Below are 17,752 nucleotides of genomic sequence, written 5' to 3'. Positions count from 1 at the left end.
AATGGGTAATAAAGTTAGAATTTTAGTTGTAGGCTGTGGTAACATGGGTGCATCTCATGCCTTGGCCTACCATGAAATGGATGGATTTGAGATCGTCGGCTTAGTTTCACGTGGCGATAGTAAAAAGAAATTGAATGAATCGTTAAAGGCAGACTATCCTTTATACGAAACCTATGAAGAGGCACTTGCTGCCAGCAAACCCGATGCGGTTTGTATTTCAACCTACCCCGATACGCATGAAGAGTACGCTATCCGCGCATTAGAAGCCGGCGCGCATGTGTTTATTGAAAAACCCCTAGCCGATACGGTTGCTGGGGCGCAACGGGTGGTTGATGCAGCCAAGAAGGCCAATAAAAAGTTAGTGGTGGGCTATATCCTGCGCCATCACCCTTCTTGGATTAAGTTTATCGAGATCGCAAAAACCATGGGCAATCCTTTGGTGATGCGGATGAACCTAAACCAGCAGAGCCATGGTTATATGTGGGATGTACATCGTAACTTAATGAAAAGCCTGAGTCCTATTGTCGACTGTGGCGTACATTATATCGATGTGATGTGCCAGATGACCGGCGCGAAGCCTGTTTCGGTTTCGGCCATTGGCGCACGCATGACCGAGGATATTCCGGCAGGAAATTATAACTACGGGCAGCTGCAAATTCGCTTTGACGATGGTAGTGTAGGCTGGTATGAGGCGGGATGGGGACCAATGATTAGCGAAACAGCTTTCTTTGTGAAAGATGTAATCGGCCCGAAAGGCTGTGTATCCATCGTGGCCAAGGAAGCCAGTAAATCGGGGAAATCGGACTCAATCGAAGCGCATTCCAAAGCGGAGTCTTTAAAGGTGCATTATGCCGATATCGATGCGCAGAATGAATTTACACGCGCTGATGAATGGGTAGACTTAACGGACGAGCCCGACCATCAAGAGCTGTGTAACCGCGAACAGCGTTTCTTCTTGGAAGCCATTCAACAAGATCTAGACCTTTCTCAATCGATGCAAGATGCCGTAAGTAGCTTGCAAATTGCGATGGCTTGTGACGATTCGGTGAAATCCGGAGAGACAGTCAAGTTGTAATTAGATTGGAGACTGGAGATTTGAGATAGGAGATATGAATAGGGCTGACTACGCGTCAGCCCTATTTTTTTATGCTGTTTATGAAAGTTAAATACGCTTTTCTACTGATTATTTTTATTAAAAAGATAGGATGCTAAAGGTCGTCCTCCGGTTTAGCTGTTTTCCTTCTTCTGTGTCGTTTGTAGCTACAGGTTGCGTATCGCCATAACCTTTAATCAACAACCTATTCGCTGCAATTCCTTTGCTTTTTAAATAGTCGGCCACGGCTTTTGCGCGGTTTTCCGATAATTGCATGTTCGCTTCTTTGTTCCCGGTGTTGTCGGTGTGTCCCGCTAGCTCAATCCGTAGGCTTGGGTTGCTTTTTAAGAAGCTGTACAACAGCAGCAATTCACTTTCCGAGTTTGGTAGCAGGTCATACTTATCGCTGTCGAAATAGATGTTTCGCAGGGTGCTGATGGCGCCTCTTTGTATAGGCTCCAAATAAATGCTATCGGTATACCGCTTGTTGGCAAAATCGGGCTGATCCATCGCATATTGCTTGCTATCGAATAAATAGCCTTGTTTTTGGATGTGCACCGCATAATTCGATCCTACCGGAAGGACGGCAATAAACTGCCCATCGTGTAAGTCGCTGTTCTTTTCAAAAACCAGTTTTTTTGTCTGCGTATTCGTAACGCTAACCTGCGCCTGTATAGGTTGCTTGCTGTTTTTGTCAAATACTGTTCCGGCGATATAGGCCACGGCCGGAGGGCGTTTTTCGGTTGGCAGTTCGATGCTGAATATATCCCATTGCCGCAGGCTGTCTTGCGAGGCCAAGTGCGCAATGCTTCCATCTAAACTGATGTGGAAGGAGCGCTGATCGAGGTAATTGTTGATGCCGGCACCCATATTCTCCGGCTCGCTCCATTGGCCCTTATCGTTTAGGGTGCTTTTAAAAATATCATTTTTCCCAAATCCCGGCCAGCCATTGGAAGAGAAATAAAGGGTTTTGTTATCGGCATGCAGGTAGGGGGCACCCTCGTCAAAAGGCGAATTGATGCGCGGCCCTAGGTTTTGGGGTTTGCTCCATTGCCCTGCAGCCTGCAGGTCGCTTTTCCAAATATCATAGCCCCCTTGTCCTCCCGGTCGGTTGCTTACGAAATACAGGGTTTTACCATCGGCAGAGATCGCGGGTTGCGATTCCCAACCCTTGGTGTTTATCCCCGGCCCCAGGTTAAAAGGCTGGCTCCATTGCCCGTTTTCCAGCTTGGAAACATACAAGTCGCAACTGCCCAAGCCGTCGGGTCGGTTGCAACCGGTGAAGAACAGATACTTGCCATCAGGCGAAATGCAATGCGCCCCTTCGTTATACTTTTCGGTATTTACGGGTTCGGGCAGCTTGCGTGCTGCGCCCCAACCTGCTTCAGACCATTGGCTTTCGTAAAAGTTCTCCTGGTTATTCTCCTTGCGGGTGAAAATAATATGGGCATTGTCGGCAGTAAGCTTGGGGTAGTATTCGTCTTTTTCGGTGTTTATGTGGCTGTTTAAGCGTTGCAGTAGGGAAGGGCCTGGCAGCGGTTGGGTTAGGGCAAAATGGCAGTCAACCAAATATTTATCCAACAGCTTATTTGTGCTTACGGCTTGCGGGTTTATTTTTTTATACTGTTCCAGCTGTTGCTGAGCCTGTTGATACTTGCCGGTAAAGAGTAAGGATTCGCCCAATCCGAAATGGGTTAACGCGGTTAAACCCGGTGCTATTTCCAGCACTTTTTCGTAACAAACAACGGCTTCTTCATACTGTTCTGTACGGCGGTAGATATCGCCTAACTGTTGGTAAGCGGTCGCGAAAGTAGGGTCGGCTTCTATGGCTTTTTGCAAGGCTGTAATGGCCTTTGGCCATTGCTTCAGGGCGATGGATTTTCCTGCTTCTACATAGGCCTGCTGCGCTTTTTTAACGCTAGAGGGCTGTTGTGCAAAAGCTGGTTGCACCCAACAATTCGTTAGGAAAACAACAAGTAGCAGGGTCCATTTTATCCGTTGCATGTAACCCTAAACTAAGGAATAATCTGTAAAATATTAAGGGATGTTCAAGTATTTATGCGTCTGCAGGGAGATCTCCCATTTCGGATGATCTTTTACATAGTCGATAATCAAAGGGGTCATCTCTGCTGCTTTCGACCATTCCGGTTGCAGGTAAAGTTTGCAGTTTGCACCCACAAATTTAGCATGGTCTTCCGCCCATTGGAAATCACTTTTGTTAAATACAATCACTTTCAATTCGCCGGCAGCACTCATCACATCCTGGCGTGGCGCTTTGAATTTCTTGGGTGAAAGGCAGATCCAATCCCAATAGCCGCTCAATGGATAAGCACCTGATGTTTCCAGGAAAATCTGAATACCGGCTTCTTTCAGTTTTTGCGTCAGGTATGTCAGGTTATACAGCAGGGGTTCGCCACCCGTAATCACCACGGTTTTCGCCGGGTGGGCCTGGGCATTTTCCACAATCTGCTCTACGGAGGTCAAAGGATGGAGCGCCGCATCCCAGCTTTCTTTCACATCACACCAATGGCAACCCACATCACAACCGCCTAAACGGATGAAATAGGCCGCTTTGCCTGTATGGTAACCTTCGCCTTGTATGGTGTAAAATTCTTCCATTAAAGGAAGCATGCTGCCGTCTTCCGGGACTTGATTTGACATAGTACTGTTGAACTAGAAGTGCAAAAGTAGGAAAAAGTAACGAGAATTCACCCGAGTTGAAACCATCTTGCCGCGCTTTAGCCTTCTTGCTGCTCCCTTTCCTTACCCTTTCCAAAGGGGATTGATACGGGTGAGAAAGGGGAGAGAAAGGGATTTGAAAAGGGTTGTTGTAGTAGTTAGTATTGAGTATTTAGTATTGAGTATTTAGTATTTAGATGTGTGTGGTGCGATGTGAGAGTGTTGTTTTCGAATTGTCATCATTTTGTCATGGTGAGCGGAGTCGAACCACGAACCACGAACCACTAACGACTGGTACGTCAATGCAATCATCAATGCATAACATACTTGTAAGCAATGTCTTAAATGATTTTTTTTTACCAATAGTATCATCTGCCGGCCTACCACGAACGATTACTCCCATAACGCAGTTTCATCATTAGTAATTAATTTATAGACCCTTCTCTCCCAAAACTCTCCCAACCTCTCCCCACTACCTAATTGTAACAAGTTCCCCAACCATCCTCCTAGAAATTACAGCTCATTTTCTCCACATTCTTTAAAAAGCTGGCTATCTTCTTTTTTTAAGGGCTTTCCTCATTTTTATTAACCCGAAATTATCCGTATTTTTGTACCTCGATTAATTAAGGTGACTCCTCCTTAGCGGGGTAATTGTAGACCTTGCGGGAGTCGCATATTTATACACAAATTAAACAATCATAGTTGTAAATGATTAACATTACACTACCTGACGGTTCTGTTCGTCAGTATGAAAAAGGGACAACTGCCATGCAGGTTGCCCAGTCTATTTCCGAGGGTCTTGCTAGAAATGTGTTAGCAGCAGAGGTGAATGGTGAAGTATGGGATGCTTCCCGTGCTATTGAGGACGATGCGAAGGTGAAATTGCTGACCTGGAATGATGACAAAGGAAAAAATACCTTCTGGCACTCTTCCGCGCACTTGTTGGCCGAAGCCTTAGAAGCCCTTTACCCGGGTATTAAATTCGGTATCGGTCCGGCCATTGAAACCGGTTTTTACTACGATGTAGATTTCGGCGATCGGGAGTTTTCATCCGATGATTTCAAGCAGATTGAAGACAAGATGCTGGAGCTGGCCAAGCAAAAGGAAACCTTCGACCGTAAGGCGGTTTCTAAAGCTGATGCCTTAGCTTATTTCACTGAAAAAGGTGATGAGTACAAATTAGATTTGATTAAAGACCTGGAAGATGGCAAAATTACCTTCTACTCGCAAGGAAATTTTACCGATCTATGTCGTGGTCCGCATATCCCGAATACGGGTTTTATCAAAGCGATTAAGCTTACCAACGTTGCTGGTGCTTATTGGCGTGGTGATGAAACACGCAAGCAACTAACCCGTATTTACGGTGTTACATTCCCGAAAGCTTCGGAATTAACGGAATATCTCCGTTTTATTGAGGAAGCCAAGAAACGTGACCACCGCAAATTGGGACGTGAATTGGAATTGTTTGCTTTCTCGGAGAAAGTAGGCATGGGCTTACCATTATGGTTGCCAAAAGGTACAGCCTTGCGTCAGAAATTGCAAGATTTCTTGCAACGTGCACAGATTGCTGCAGGCTACGAGCCGGTAGTGACGCCGCATATCGGACACAAGCAATTGTACATCACTTCGGGTCACTACGAAAAATATGGCGCGGATTCATTCCAGCCAATTAAAACCCCAGTGGAAGGGGAGGAGTTCTTGTTAAAACCAATGAACTGTCCGCACCACTGTGAGATTTATAAAACAAAACCCCGCTCGTACAAAGAGCTGCCTGTTCGTTTTGCAGAATTTGGAACGGTTTACCGTTACGAACAATCGGGAGAACTACACGGCTTAACACGCGTTCGTGGGTTTACACAAGATGATGCCCACTTATTCTGCCGCCCCGACCAGGTGAAAGATGAGTTTAAGAAAGTAATCGACCTGGTGTTGTATGTGTTCGGGGCCTTAGGCTTCGACGACTTCACTGCGCAGGTATCGCTTCGCGACCCGGAGAATAAAACCAAGTACATTGGTTCGGATGAAAACTGGGCATTAGCAGAATCAGCGATTATAGAATCGGCGGAAGAAAAAGGCCTACCAACCGTTATTGAGTATGGCGAAGCGGCCTTCTATGGTCCGAAACTAGACTTCATGGTGAAGGATGCGTTGGGTAGAAAATGGCAATTGGGAACCATCCAGGTTGACTATAACTTACCGGAGCGCTTTGAGCTGGAATATACAGGTTCGGATAACATGAAACACCGTCCGGTAATGATCCACCGTGCACCTTTCGGATCGATCGAACGTTTTGTTGCGGTTTTAATCGAGCACTGCGGCGGTCAGTTCCCGTTATGGCTTGCTCCTGAGCAATTTATCGTCTTGCCTGTGTCAGAAAAATATGAAGATTATGCGCAAAAACTTTTGGAATCGCTAAATAATTCCGATATTCGCGGTCTGATTGACTTACGTGACGAGAAGGTAGGACGGAAAATCCGCGACGCTGAGGTGAAAAAAATGCCTTATATGTTGATTGTAGGAGAGAAAGAGATGGAAAGTGGGTCAATCTCCGTTCGTAAACATGGTGGCGTCGACTTAGGGTCGATGACCGCGGAAGCATTTAAAGATTTATTAATAAAAGAAATAACTGTTTAATTTAAAAAACATTTGGCAAAAAGTAACAATTTCGGCAATAGAGGCCCTATCAGAAAGAAAGAACCAGAGCACCGTATCAATGAACATATTCGTGTTCCGGAAGTTCGCTTAGTTGGGGACAACGTAGAACAAGGAGTTTTTTCAACAAGACAAGCTTTGCAACTTGCTGATGAATTGGAGTTAGATTTAGTAGAGATCTCTCCCAACGCAACGCCTCCTGTTTGTAAAATTATCGATTACAGTAAATTCATTTACGAACAAAAGAAAAAGCAAAAGGAAATTAAAGCCAACGCGAAGCAAACCGTAATTAAGGAGATTCGTTTTGGACCGAATACCTCAGAGCATGATTTCGAATTTAAATTGAAACATGCGATGCGTTTCTTAGAAAGTGGCGAAAAGGTACGTGCCTACGTTCACTTCAAAGGACGTGCTATTGTCTTTAAAGAACAAGGTGAAATCTTGTTATTGCGTTTTGCGCAAGCTTTAGAAGACTACGGTAAGGTTGAATTGTTGCCTAAATTGGAGGGGAAACGCATGTTCCTAACCTTGGCACCAAAAGTTTCTGCGAAGAAATAACATAAGTAGCATCTAACAGATTGATATAAAAATTATAGTATTATGCCAAAAGTTAAAACCAATTCCAGCGCGAAAAAACGCTTTAAATTGACTGGAACAGGTAAAATAGCAAGAAAAAACGCTTACAAAAGCCACATCTTGACTAAGAAAACGACAAAACAAAAACGTAATTTAACCACGACAAGTTATGTTTCTGATGCCGATATGGGCAACGTGAAACGCATGCTTGTTTTAGGTAAATAAGTTTTTCATTTTTTTTTAATTACAATATTTTTAACCGGGTATTAGGTTGTAAGCTTGCTGCAAAACGCAACACCTCATACCAAACTAAATTTAATTCATTATGCCACGTTCGGTTAACGCAGTAGCTTCTAGAAGAAGAAGAAAAAGAATCCTTAAATTAGCCAAAGGCTATTACGGATCACGCAGCAAAGTTTATACTATTGCTAAAAACACAGTAGAAAAAGGTTTACAGTACGCTTACCGCGACCGTAAAACCAAAAAACGCGAGTTCAGAGCTTTATGGATCCAACGTATCAACGCTGGAGCTCGTCAACACGGAATTTCATATTCGCAGTTGATCGGTAAATTAAACGCTAAAAACATCGGCCTTAACCGTAAGGTATTAGCTGACTTAGCTTTAAACAACCCTGACGCTTTCAAAGCAGTTGTAGACGCAGTAAAATAGAGTTTTAAACCGCTATCAATTTGTTAGATATTAAAAATGCCACTCGAGAGAGTGGCATTTTTTATTGCTATGTTTTACGTGCTGTTATTGTTTCACGTGCTGTCATCGTGCTGTCATCGTGAGCGGAGTCGAACGACTGGTACGTCAATGCAATCAAAGATGTGTATAAGCTTTAACTTCAGTGATTTATATGTCAATATCATTAACAACAAAGTGGAAAGAATGTATTGACGTACCAGTCGTTCGACTCCGCTCACGATGACAGCACGATGACAGCACGATGACAGCACGATGACAGCACGTAAAACAAAATGATGACAGCACCTCTATAAAACAGCAAACGTGACCTGGAGGGGGTCACGCTTGCAACATTTACATACTATTGTGATTAATTAAATCCGATTTTAATAACCTGGGTTTTGCGTCATATTAGGATTCGTGTCCAGATCGTCTTTTGAAATTGGCCAGTATTCATCTTTGTTTTCTTGGAATTTCACTTCTTGTGTTCCGAAAGACTTCACCGCTACGCTGTGGTTGTATACTGGGTTAGCACTTTCATCAAAGCGTTGGATAGCGTTTTTCGTCCAGCTGTTGGCCGATCTGTTTAAATAGATATAACCATTCATTACATCTTTTGCGATGCCCCAGCGGCGGATATCGTGCCAACGGAAGCCATCATCTGCCAGCTCCACTTTACGTTCATAACGTAAGGCCTGACGCAATTGTGCCTGTGATAAGCCTTGTGGCAGGTTAGGCATCTTTGCGCGGTTACGGATTTGGTTGATGGCATCGTATACCGACTGGTCGATGCTGTTGCTTTCAATCTTCGCTTCGGCATAGATCAATAACAATTCTGCGTAACGGAAGATCCCTACATTTAGGTCAGACTCTCCTGATACGGATGTTGTTGCATATTCCGTAAGATCCGCATGTTTTCTCCATAAATATCCGGAGAAGGAACGGTAGGCATTGGTAGCATCTGTGTTTGTTTGCGAGCTTGGTTTTGTTCCAGTGCCATTGATTACTGGCCAGTAGTTGTTCACTTTGGAGAACTTCGAGTTTGGCTCGAACTGGAAACCGAAGTAACGTGCGCCCGGACGTGCACAGTACATATCTAAACGTGGGTCACGGTTTTCGAAAGGCTTGGTTTCATCGTACAATGGCGATTCGGTGATGAATTTACCGTCTAAAGCCTGGAATGAATCGATGAAGTTTTGGGTTGGTCCCCAATAACAAACGCCTTTGCCTAAGCGTGAAGCCATGTAATAAGTTTGGTTATGCACATTGCCACTGATGGCTTTGTTGTATTCGGCTACCCAAATCCACTCTTTACTGTCTTTATAGCCTGCGTGTCCGAAGATATTCGCGTTTTGTGGCTCACCATCGGCGTGTCCTTTGTTTACAAAATCAATGGAAGCATCGAATGGCGTAAGCTCATGCACGCCGTTTGCTAATTCTATGGCTTTCTTGGAAGCGGTTGCCGCTTCTTCGAAACGTGCGTTGTTTAAGGCAACACGCGCTTTCAACATGTAGGCTGCTACGCTAGATGCGCGAACATTTCCTGTCGTTTTTTGAGAAACAGGGAGCTTATCGGCAATAGCGGTAAGCTCGGTTAGGATAAAGTCTACTACCTTGGCCTTCTCTGTTCTGCCCGGTAATTCATCGGTTAAGCGCAAAGTTTTGGTCACCAAGGCTGCATCTCCGTATAATTCGGTTAATTGCGAGTAGCAGTAGGCACGGATAAAACGAAGCTCGGCATCAATTTTATTGTAGGCCTCATCGCTCATCTGCACTTTTAGTTTATCCAAATTGTCTAATACCAAGTGTACACGTGCAATGGTTTTATAATGTGCCGACCAAGGTTTGGTGGCCAAAGCGTTATCAATGGTTAAAGAACTGGTGATAGAGGAGGTATAGTTGTTTCCTGGGCGAGCAAAACCGATGTCTGTAATGTTGTCCATCACGTGCCAAAGCGGTGTGCTAGCAGCGTCTAATAGCGTTAAAGCTTTGTAGGCGCCTAATACCCCTAATTCTGCTTCCTTGGCATCAGCCGGGAAGTTCTCTGTGTTGGGACCGTTTAAGTTCATGCGGTCCAGATCGCATGACGCCAATAAGGCGGTACATAACATGCTGATTCCTAAAATTCGTTTCGTATGCTTGATCATGTCGTCTTAAAATTTAATGTCTAAACCAAAAGTGTATACTTTAACTTGTGGATAGAAGTTACCCCCACCCAATGTTACGTTCTGATCAGCAGACGCATCGAAGTTGATTTCTGGGTCGTATCCTTCGTAGAAGTTTGTTTTGGTGAATAGGTTCTGTCCGTTTGCGTAGATGTAAATGCCGCCGATTTTAGCGCTTTGGAACCATGCTGTTGGCAATTGATAGCCTAAGTGTAGGTTTTTAAGACGTAAGTAGGAAGCAGGTTTCATCCAGAACGTAGAGTTTTGCGTGTTGTTTGAAGAACTGATAGATAAACGTGGCAAGGCAGCGCCCGTGTTTTCCGGTGTCCAGTAATCCAATTGCCAAGGTTTGATGGCCGAGGAGTTCGCTGCAGGAATCACGTAGTGTGTATTCAAATAGCCGTCCACTTTCGCCACACCTTGCAAGAAGGCGCCAAATTTAAAGCCTTTGTAGCCAAAGTCTAAGTTAATACCATAGGTATAACGTGGAATGGTGCTACCGATAATGGTTTTATCGGCCTCGCTGATTTTACCATCAGGGATGGCATTTCCATCGGCATCGAAAGCACCAGCGATATCTTTATAGCGGATATCACCCGGTTGTAAAGTACCGAATTGTTTCGGTCCGTTGTCGATCTCTTCTTGTGTTTGGTAAAGACCTTCAGCTACATAACCGTAGATGGAGTTTAGGGAAGAGCCTTCTTGTTGACGCAGTAAGGATCCGATTTGGGTGCCACGCATATCAAGAATGGTATTCTTTACATCCGAGAAGTTAAAGCCTAATCCGAATTTGAAGTCGTTCCATTTGTTATCGTAACGTGCGCCTAATTCCCAGCCTTTGTTCTGCACTTTCGCCGCATTTTGGTAAGGCGGGTTTAAACCGTGTAAGTTCGAAATCGGTAATACCAGTAAGATACCATCTGTTTCTTTGGTATACCAATCGAAGTTAAAGCTAAACTTGTTAAATAAGGTTGCATCTAAACCTACACCCGCTACCGTGGTTTCCTCCCAACGTAAGGTCGGGTTGGCTAAGGTATTTTGTGTTACGAGTTGGTTAATGATGCCGCCCATCGAAATACCGCCCATGGCTAAGTTTTCCGAGAAAGGCTGGTTGGTACCGATGTTTTGGTTACCTAAGATACCCCAAGAACCTCTTAGTTTCAATTGGTTGATTTTGTTGCGCAAGTTGGCCATGAATGGTTCTTGCTCAATACGCCAGCCAGCAGAGAAGGATGGGAATGTAGACCAGCGGTTTTGACCGATAAAACGGGAACTACCATCGTAGCGTAAGTTGGCTTCGAATAAGTAGCGGTCTTTGAAGGCGTAGTTGAAACGGCTAAAGCCGGAAACTAATAACCACTGTGTTTGTGTACCATCGTTTTGTTTGGTTTCGGTATCTGCACCGGCACCTAATACTTCATAGGTATCGTAGGTGTAGTCGCGGCGGTATCCCATTAAGTATTTCTCGTCGTACGACTCGCGGGAAGTACCTACCATTAAGCTTAAGCTATGGTCGTTGAAGGTTTTACTGGCCGTGGCGTGGAACTGGTAGTTACCGAAGAACTCGCGGTAGGCTGTTTCTGTTAATTCTGTTGAGGGGTGTGCTGAACCTGCTTCTGAACCATCGATATAATAGGTCATTAAGGCCTTCACGAAGTTATGTGTATTTCTGGTGCGGTAGCGAGGTGCTGCTAAAGCAGTAACCGATAACCAGTCTACAGGTTTGTAGGTTAAGGAGATGTTACCGATCAACTCAATGTTGTTGATTTTTCTGTTTCCACCATCCTCAATAAAGCCTACCGGGTTGTTTTTTACCCAGCCATCAGACCAGTTATCGCCGTAACGGATTGGAATATTCGTAGGCATACGACCTAGGTAATTCCAGATGGTTCCTTCGTTAGCAATCTGCAGACGATCTCTGTTGTTCGCGGAGAAGTCTAATTTGATGTTTAATTTATCGTTTGGATTGATGTCCATGTTGTTACGGAAGTTGTAACGCTGGAAGTTCGTGTTTTTAATTAAGCCGTTTTGTTTTACATAGCTTAAAGAAGGGTTTACACGGATTTTTTCGGTACCCGTTGAAAGGGATACATAATGATTGTGGGTAAATCCATCACCGCTTAAGATGGCTTTTTGCCAATCGTAATTGTCTGGATTCTCCGCGTATAGCTGGTCGAATTCATCAAAGTTCTGTTGGGAATACACTTCTGATCCACCGTCGTTTTTACTAGCCTCATTGAATACGCGCATAAATGTACGGCCGTCGGTTACCTCGGGAATAAAGGTAGCATCTTGCCAGCCGGTATAGCCTTTGTAAACAACGTTGAAAGCGCCTTTAGCACGTTTGGTGGTTACTAAAATTACCCCGTTGGCTGCACGAGAACCGTAGATGGCAGCGGAAGCCGCGTCTTTTAGGATCGAGAAGGATTCAATGGAGTTTGCATCGATCGAGTTTAGATCACCTGCCACACCATCAATAATCACTAAAGGTGCGCTGGCAGTCGAGAAGGAGTTGATACCGCGAATGCTGATCGACCCTTGGTCACCACCTGGAGCACCTGTTTGGGATGTAACCGTAACACCCGGTGCTAAACCTTGTAATGCCGCCGATACCGATACTGCAGGGCGATTGTCTAATTCCTCACCGCTGATGGTAGCTACTGCTCCTGTTAAATTCGTTTTCTTTTGTGTTCCATAACCTACCACAACCACCTCATCTAAGTTGGTTAAATCCGTAGCTAAGGTAACATCGACTGCTGATTGGCCGGAAACGGTTCTCTCCGCATTCTTGAATCCTAATCCTTTAAAGATTAAGACATCGCCGTTGCTGGCTGAAACCTGGTATTTCCCAGCTTCATCCGTCGCAGTAATGGCGTTTAAACGACCTTTAATGCTGATGGATACCCCCGCAACCGGTTGGCCCTCCGCATTGGTCACTTTCCCCATTATCTGTACTTGCTGTTGCGCCAAAAGCATCCCAATTGGCATTAATAACAGCATAAAAATGAGTTGTACTTGTTTTTTCATTTAGATGTTTGTTAATGATTGTCGGTTAAAATGTAATGTGTAGCATGTTTCTACAGGTGATCGTTTTTTATTTCTTAAATTTTGTTTCGAAACTAGGTTTATCGTATTAACATAGTGTTAACTCCGTGTTTTATTCCTATTAATAAATGGTCATAATTAACAAAAAAACATTTTTTTGTTTAAAAATAACATTGGTTATTGTTTTTCACTTAGCGTTTCGAAATTAAAAAAAAGATTTTTAAACTCAAATGTTTAAAAATCTTTTTTTTATTGGGAGATAAGAAGTGTTGTGGTAGATGCTTAGGCTAAGATCATTTTGATGCCTAATTCTTCAATAGCTTTGACGGTATCTGGCGATACTTTGCTATCGGTAATAATGTAGTCTACGTCGATAAGTTCGCAGATCTTGCCCAACCCTCGCTTACCGAACTTACTACTGTCGGCTAAGATGGCTACCTTTTGCGAGGTTTGTAACATTTTTTGATTTAAAGTGGCTTCCGGAAGGTTGGAAATGGAGATCCCAAATTCCAAGTCGATACCATCAGCACCCAAGAATAAAATGCCGCAACTGATATCTTCTAATATACGTGTGGCATAATGGCCGGCTACGGAGGAGGAGTTGGAGCGGATCAAGCCGCCGAGCTGAAGAACCTCAATATTGGGTTTGCCACTCAGTTCCAAACCTACCTTAAGGGCTGGGGTAATGACAGTTAGCCCTTGGCTTGACTCCAGGTTTTTGGCCAACGCAAAAACGGTGGTGCCGGAACCAATCATGATGGAGTCGTTGTTCTTAATTAATTTTAAAGCCGCTTGTGCTATTTTTTGTTTCTCATCGCTATTAATAGTTTCTTTTACTAAAATAGGACGGTCAATAGCATAAGGATTGCTGCTGGATGCACCTCCTTTTATACGGAAAAGTAAATTTTTTTCTTCCAAGAGCTTTAAATCCTTGCGGATGGTGACACTGGAAACCTTCATTGTTTCGCAGAGCCAATCAATACTGATCTTTCCTTTTTCTTTTAAGCTCTTTAGAATGAATTCATGCCTATCTGTGATATTTCTCATAATTCATCATGTCAGTTAATAGTTTAACAAATATAAATGACTTTTCCGTATGTTTTCATTCTTTTTTTTTATTTAAAAATGTTTTTTTTATAATCTTTTTTTCTACATTTGAATTGTAGAGACTATAGATTCAGTAATAACCAAACATACCTTATGTCAAAATATACCCTGCCGATTCCAGCTGAAAAGCGCCGTTGGATTATCATATTCGTTATTTTTCTTGCCATTGTCTTTAATTATTATGATCGTCAGATCGTATCCATCTTAAAGCCGATGTTAAAGGATGAGTATGATTTGGGGGATGATGGTTATGCTTTGGTGTTGAATGTCTTTACGGTGTTCTATGCTTTAATGTATCCGGTGTCGGGTTGGTTGGTCGATCGCTTTGGCGAGCGTAAGGTGATGTTGGTCGGTATTCTAGGCTGGTCGATGGCTTGCTTGGGTGGCGGTCTATCCCGTACCTTCGGATCCTTTCTGTTCTTCCGTGGAATGCTCGGAGCAGCTGAGCCTACAAACTTTCCGGCGCAGTTAAAGGTGGTGACAGTTTGGTTTTCCGGGAAGTTGCGCGCTACGGCAAATAGCCTTTGTGTGGCAGGAAGTTCCATCGGGGCTATTATTGCGCCGCCATTGGTGGCCTGGTTAGCCATGAAGTACGATTTCCATACGGTATTTATAGTTGCCGCGGTAGTGGGCTTTATTATTGCCTTATTGTGGTTTTTAATATATACAGAGCCTCCTCGTGAGATTAGAGAAGCGGCTGCAGATAGCACTTCAGATCAGAAAGAAGAAAAAGCCTTTACTTGGGGACAGCTATGGAGCCGTAAATCGCTATGGGGAATCTTACTGATTCGTTTCGTAAGTGACCCGGTGTGGTATTTCTGTTTATTCTGGTTGCCGGGTTACCTGCAAGAGGAAAGCGGATTAACCTTAGCGCAGATCGGAATGTTCGGATGGATTCCATTCTTGGTGGCCGATTTAGGCGCTATCGGAACTTCAGCCTGGTCGGATAAAATGGTGCGTAAAGGCCTGGAGCCTTTAAAGGCAAGAAAGATTATGTTGAGCAGCATCGCGGTATTAGCCCCTCTATGTTGTTTAACGACTTATGTAACGAGTCCATACTTAACCATCCTGATCTTTGCTTTAGTAGCAGTGGCCTGTTTAAGTTGGTTATTTACTATATCGGTGGTGATTGCGGAGGCTTTCCCGGTGAAAAACGTCGCCTCGGTATTAGGTATTGCCGGTGGATTTGGAGCCTTAGGTGCCGTATTGTTCAATTATTTCGTTGGACAAATGATGGGGTCGCTAGGTGCAGGTACGATTTTTATCGCCATGGCCTTTATGCATCCCATTGCCGTATTGATTTTATGGACGATGGTGAAAAAGGAACGTCCAAAGGAAGTTCCGGCTGTTGAACAAATTTAATAACAAGATTTTACAAGATTATTTAGCATACAAAATGGGAGAAGTTAAGACAATTCTAGAACCAGCAAGAGAGACACCAGTACGCATGGATGTTGATGTGTTGGTGGTAGGTGCTGGTCCTGCGGGAATTATTGCTGCGCAAGCTGCCGCATCTGATGGTTTAAAAGTAGCCTTGATTGATAATCGTAGTTTTGTGGGTGGAAACATGACCATCGGACTACCTATCTTAGGGTTCTTAGGGCAAAAAGGTAATCAAATTATCAAAGGCTTGCCGCAGCAGTTTATCGACCGCTTGAAAGAGGTGGATGCCGCGTCGGAGCACCGCCCTTGTCCTTTGCACATGAGCTTAACCTTAGTAGAGCCTGAGGCTGTGAAAAACGTAGGCTTAAAGGTGTTGGAAGAAGCTGGCGTGAAAGTGTTGCTGTATGTGTTTTCTGCCGGTGTGGTTATGGAAGGTGATGAGCTGAAAGGTGTTATCATTGAAAGTAAATCAGGGCGTGAGGTGATTCTTGCGAAGACTGTAATCGACTGTACAGGAGATGCTGACGTTGCTTATAAAGCAGGTGTTGAATGTGAACAAGGCAATGAAGTAGGTGGAGCACAACCACCGACCTTGATGTTCTGTATGGCCGGTGTAGATACCGATAAATTGCGGATGTCTATTGCGGAAGAGCCTAGAACCTATTTAACAGACTTTATTCCGGCTGAGTATTTCGGTCAGAACCATCAGTTTATCGTAGTTGGATTACGTAGTGTGATGGAAAAAGCTCGTCAGGCTGGCTATCATTTACCTGTAGAGCGTACGATTCTAATTACCGGATTACGTGAGGGCGAAGTTTGGGTAAATATGTCACGTATCAACGGTGTTGATGGTACGAATCCGGAGAGCTTAACGTATGGTGAGATTGAAGGCCGTAAGCAAGTGGAAGAGATCCAACGATATTTAGTAGAATATGTCCCTGGATTCGAGAATTCCCATTTTACGAAAATGGCTCCTTTCTTAGGGATTCGTGAAACCCGTCGTATTGTAGGAAACTACGTGATGACGGCAGATGATATCTTAGGATGTCGTCGTTTTGAAGACGCTGTTGCGGTAGCGAGCTATCCATTGGATATCCACCACCCGGAAGGCGGAGGCTGTACTTTGACTTGGTGTGGCGATAGCTACGATATTCCATACCGTTCTTTGGTGCCTAAAAAGGTGAAGAATCTTTTAGTAGCCGGACGTTCGATTTCTACGACGCATGAGGCGATGTCGGCTATCCGTGTGATGGCGCCATGTATGGCGATGGGCGAGGCTGCAGGTCGTGCTGCAAAATTAGCGGTTCGTCATGGTGTTAGTCCTGATGCTGTAAATGTAGAAGAATTACGTGCAGAATTAATTAAATCCGGAGCTTACTTAGGTGAAGAAACCGTAAGCGCCGTATAAAGAAAATCTCGATGAGTAACTTAAACCCTTCCTCACGCAGAAATTTTATTAAAAAGGCAGGCTTGTTAGCAAGCTTGCCTCTTTTTGATTGGTCTGCGGTGTTAGCCGATGCGCAAAAGCCTACCTCGGCATCTTTACGTGTATTGACTTGCAATATCCGTGTCGATTTGCCGGAAGATGAGGCGAAAGGCCTAGGCTGGAAGCACCGTAAAGAAGCTTGCATTCAAGTTATCAGAAAGCAGAAAGCCGATCTTATCGGTTTTCAGGAAGTTTTGAAAGGACAGTTCTTGGATCTGAAAAACGAATTACGTGATTATTATGCCTTTGGTTTTGATGGACCGGAGATGGATAAGTTCAAAACCGGCTATCATGGCATTGCGAAAAACCCGATCCTATTCTCGAAGAAGCGCTTTGAATTGTTGACAGCAGGCGGCTATTGGTTATCTGAAACACCACTGATTGCAGGAAGCCTATCCTGGGGTTCGGCCAGAGCGCGGAACTGCAGCTGGGTTCGTTTATTGGATAAAAAGACCAATAAGGAGATCCGATTGGTTAATCTGCACCTGGATCATGTGAGCAATGAAGCGAAGCTCGGTCAAATTAAGTTGGTTCTGGAAGAGGCAGCGCAATATCAGGAAGATTTCCCGCAGATCCTAACGGGCGATTTCAATACAGGCTATGGCTTAGGCTTGTATCCGGAAATTATTAAAGCGGGTTGGAAAGATACCTACGTCCTAAGCCATGGCGATGCCAAGCCGGAAGGTACCACGAATGCCTTTCAGCCGGATAATGCCGAGCGCAATGCAGGAGCGAAAAAGATTGACTTTATTTTTGTGAAAGGGCCGATGACAGCATCTGCTTCCCACATTATCAAGGACACATATAAGGGAGTATTGCCGAGTGATCATTATTTCTTATCGGCAGATATATCCTATACCTAGGTTCATCCTAATAAT

Annotated in this window: 13 protein-coding genes; 8 read left to right on the top strand and 5 right to left on the bottom strand. The window is 44.2% G+C overall.

Annotated features, from left to right (window positions below; genetic code table 11):
* Window position 1 precedes the first annotated feature (1 nt).
* On the top strand, window positions 2–1,075 hold the full coding sequence (locus GQF63_RS12470) for a Gfo/Idh/MocA family protein (RefSeq protein ID WP_160369565.1): 1,074 nt from the start codon (window positions 2–4) through the stop codon (window positions 1,073–1,075).
* A 117-nt stretch (window positions 1,076–1,192) separates the two neighbouring features.
* Here the strand turns inward: GQF63_RS12470 and GQF63_RS12465 are convergent, their stop codons facing one another.
* Both GQF63_RS12465 and GQF63_RS12460 read right to left on the bottom strand, forming a co-directional pair.
* Window positions 1,193–3,043: an OmpA family protein gene (locus GQF63_RS12465; RefSeq protein ID WP_343031043.1), complete on the bottom strand. Its 1,851-nt coding sequence runs from the start codon at window positions 3,041–3,043 to the stop codon at window positions 1,193–1,195.
* 87 nt (window positions 3,044–3,130) lie between these two features.
* Entirely contained in the window at window positions 3,131–3,754 is a 624-nt protein-coding gene (locus GQF63_RS12460; RefSeq protein WP_160369564.1) for a 7-carboxy-7-deazaguanine synthase QueE, read from the bottom strand.
* A 726-nt stretch (window positions 3,755–4,480) separates the two neighbouring features.
* On the opposite strand from GQF63_RS12460, the gene thrS reads away from it, so the two are divergent.
* From thrS to rplT, 4 genes are all read left to right on the top strand, one after another.
* Complete coding sequence (gene thrS / locus GQF63_RS12455) at window positions 4,481–6,406, top strand: threonine--tRNA ligase (RefSeq protein WP_160369563.1); 1,926 nt, start codon at window positions 4,481–4,483, stop codon at window positions 6,404–6,406.
* Between the two features lie 12 nt (window positions 6,407–6,418).
* The gene (gene infC, locus GQF63_RS12450; RefSeq protein WP_212592566.1) at window positions 6,419–6,982 is read left to right on the top strand and encodes a translation initiation factor IF-3; all 564 of its coding nucleotides are present in this window, start codon (window positions 6,419–6,421) and stop codon (window positions 6,980–6,982) included.
* Window positions 6,983–7,024: 42 nt separating this feature from the next.
* Complete coding sequence (gene rpmI, locus GQF63_RS12445; RefSeq protein WP_160369562.1) at window positions 7,025–7,225, top strand: 50S ribosomal protein L35; 201 nt, start codon at window positions 7,025–7,027, stop codon at window positions 7,223–7,225.
* 100 nt (window positions 7,226–7,325) lie between these two features.
* Window positions 7,326–7,670, top strand: coding sequence for a 50S ribosomal protein L20 (gene rplT / locus GQF63_RS12440; RefSeq protein ID WP_093098929.1), 345 nt, complete (start codon window positions 7,326–7,328; stop codon window positions 7,668–7,670).
* A gap of 404 nt (window positions 7,671–8,074) precedes the next feature.
* Here rplT and GQF63_RS12435 read toward each other — a convergent pair whose 3' ends face one another.
* The 3 genes from GQF63_RS12435 to GQF63_RS12425 all read right to left on the bottom strand — a co-directional run bounded on the left by GQF63_RS12435 (window position 8,075) and on the right by GQF63_RS12425 (window position 13,945).
* Window positions 8,075–9,835, bottom strand: a complete 1,761-nt coding sequence (locus GQF63_RS12435) for a RagB/SusD family nutrient uptake outer membrane protein (protein ID WP_160369561.1) — start codon at window positions 9,833–9,835, stop codon at window positions 8,075–8,077.
* Between the two features lie 6 nt (window positions 9,836–9,841).
* Complete coding sequence (locus GQF63_RS12430; protein WP_160369560.1) at window positions 9,842–12,880, bottom strand: SusC/RagA family TonB-linked outer membrane protein; 3,039 nt, start codon at window positions 12,878–12,880, stop codon at window positions 9,842–9,844.
* A 300-nt stretch (window positions 12,881–13,180) separates the two neighbouring features.
* Window positions 13,181–13,945 carry a DeoR/GlpR family DNA-binding transcription regulator gene (locus GQF63_RS12425; RefSeq protein WP_160369559.1) on the bottom strand — a complete coding sequence of 255 codons (765 nt, stop codon included), beginning with the start codon at window positions 13,943–13,945 and terminating at the stop codon, window positions 13,181–13,183.
* Between the two features lie 153 nt (window positions 13,946–14,098).
* On the opposite strand from GQF63_RS12425, the gene GQF63_RS12420 reads away from it, so the two are divergent.
* The 3 genes from GQF63_RS12420 to GQF63_RS12410 are packed head-to-tail and all read left to right on the top strand — an operon-like array spanning window position 14,099 to window position 17,737.
* A complete protein-coding gene (locus GQF63_RS12420; protein WP_160369558.1) occupies window positions 14,099–15,367 on the top strand; it encodes an MFS transporter in 1,269 nt (422 codons plus the stop codon).
* 34 nt (window positions 15,368–15,401) lie between these two features.
* Window positions 15,402–16,796 carry an FAD-dependent oxidoreductase gene (locus GQF63_RS12415; protein ID WP_160369557.1) on the top strand — a complete coding sequence of 465 codons (1,395 nt, stop codon included), beginning with the start codon at window positions 15,402–15,404 and terminating at the stop codon, window positions 16,794–16,796.
* Window positions 16,797–16,807: 11 nt separating this feature from the next.
* Window positions 16,808–17,737 carry an endonuclease/exonuclease/phosphatase family protein gene (locus GQF63_RS12410; RefSeq protein ID WP_160369556.1) on the top strand — a complete coding sequence of 310 codons (930 nt, stop codon included), beginning with the start codon at window positions 16,808–16,810 and terminating at the stop codon, window positions 17,735–17,737.
* Window positions 17,738–17,752 lie beyond the last annotated feature (15 nt).

This window comes from Sphingobacterium humi (genome assembly GCF_009768885.1).
In the GTDB taxonomy this organism is placed as follows: Bacteria; Bacteroidota; Bacteroidia; order Sphingobacteriales; family Sphingobacteriaceae; genus Sphingobacterium; species Sphingobacterium humi.
Note: the sequence above shows the minus strand (reverse complement) of the source record. Positions and strands in the feature narration are given on the sequence as shown.

Coding starts and splice junctions, on each gene's coding strand:
- GQF63_RS12470 (WP_160369565.1), top strand. CDS start 2: ATGGGTAATAAAGTTAGAATTTTAGTTGTAGGCTGTGGTAACATGGGT.
- GQF63_RS12460 (WP_160369564.1), bottom strand. CDS start 3,754: ATGTCAAATCAAGTCCCGGAAGACGGCAGCATGCTTCCTTTAATGGAA.
- thrS (WP_160369563.1), top strand. CDS start 4,481: ATGATTAACATTACACTACCTGACGGTTCTGTTCGTCAGTATGAAAAA.
- rpmI (WP_160369562.1), top strand. CDS start 7,025: ATGCCAAAAGTTAAAACCAATTCCAGCGCGAAAAAACGCTTTAAATTG.
- rplT (WP_093098929.1), top strand. CDS start 7,326: ATGCCACGTTCGGTTAACGCAGTAGCTTCTAGAAGAAGAAGAAAAAGA.
- GQF63_RS12435 (WP_160369561.1), bottom strand. CDS start 9,835: ATGATCAAGCATACGAAACGAATTTTAGGAATCAGCATGTTATGTACC.
- GQF63_RS12430 (WP_160369560.1), bottom strand. CDS start 12,880: ATGAAAAAACAAGTACAACTCATTTTTATGCTGTTATTAATGCCAATT.
- GQF63_RS12425 (WP_160369559.1), bottom strand. CDS start 13,945: ATGAGAAATATCACAGATAGGCATGAATTCATTCTAAAGAGCTTAAAA.
- GQF63_RS12420 (WP_160369558.1), top strand. CDS start 14,099: ATGTCAAAATATACCCTGCCGATTCCAGCTGAAAAGCGCCGTTGGATT.
- GQF63_RS12415 (WP_160369557.1), top strand. CDS start 15,402: ATGGGAGAAGTTAAGACAATTCTAGAACCAGCAAGAGAGACACCAGTA.
- GQF63_RS12410 (WP_160369556.1), top strand. CDS start 16,808: ATGAGTAACTTAAACCCTTCCTCACGCAGAAATTTTATTAAAAAGGCA.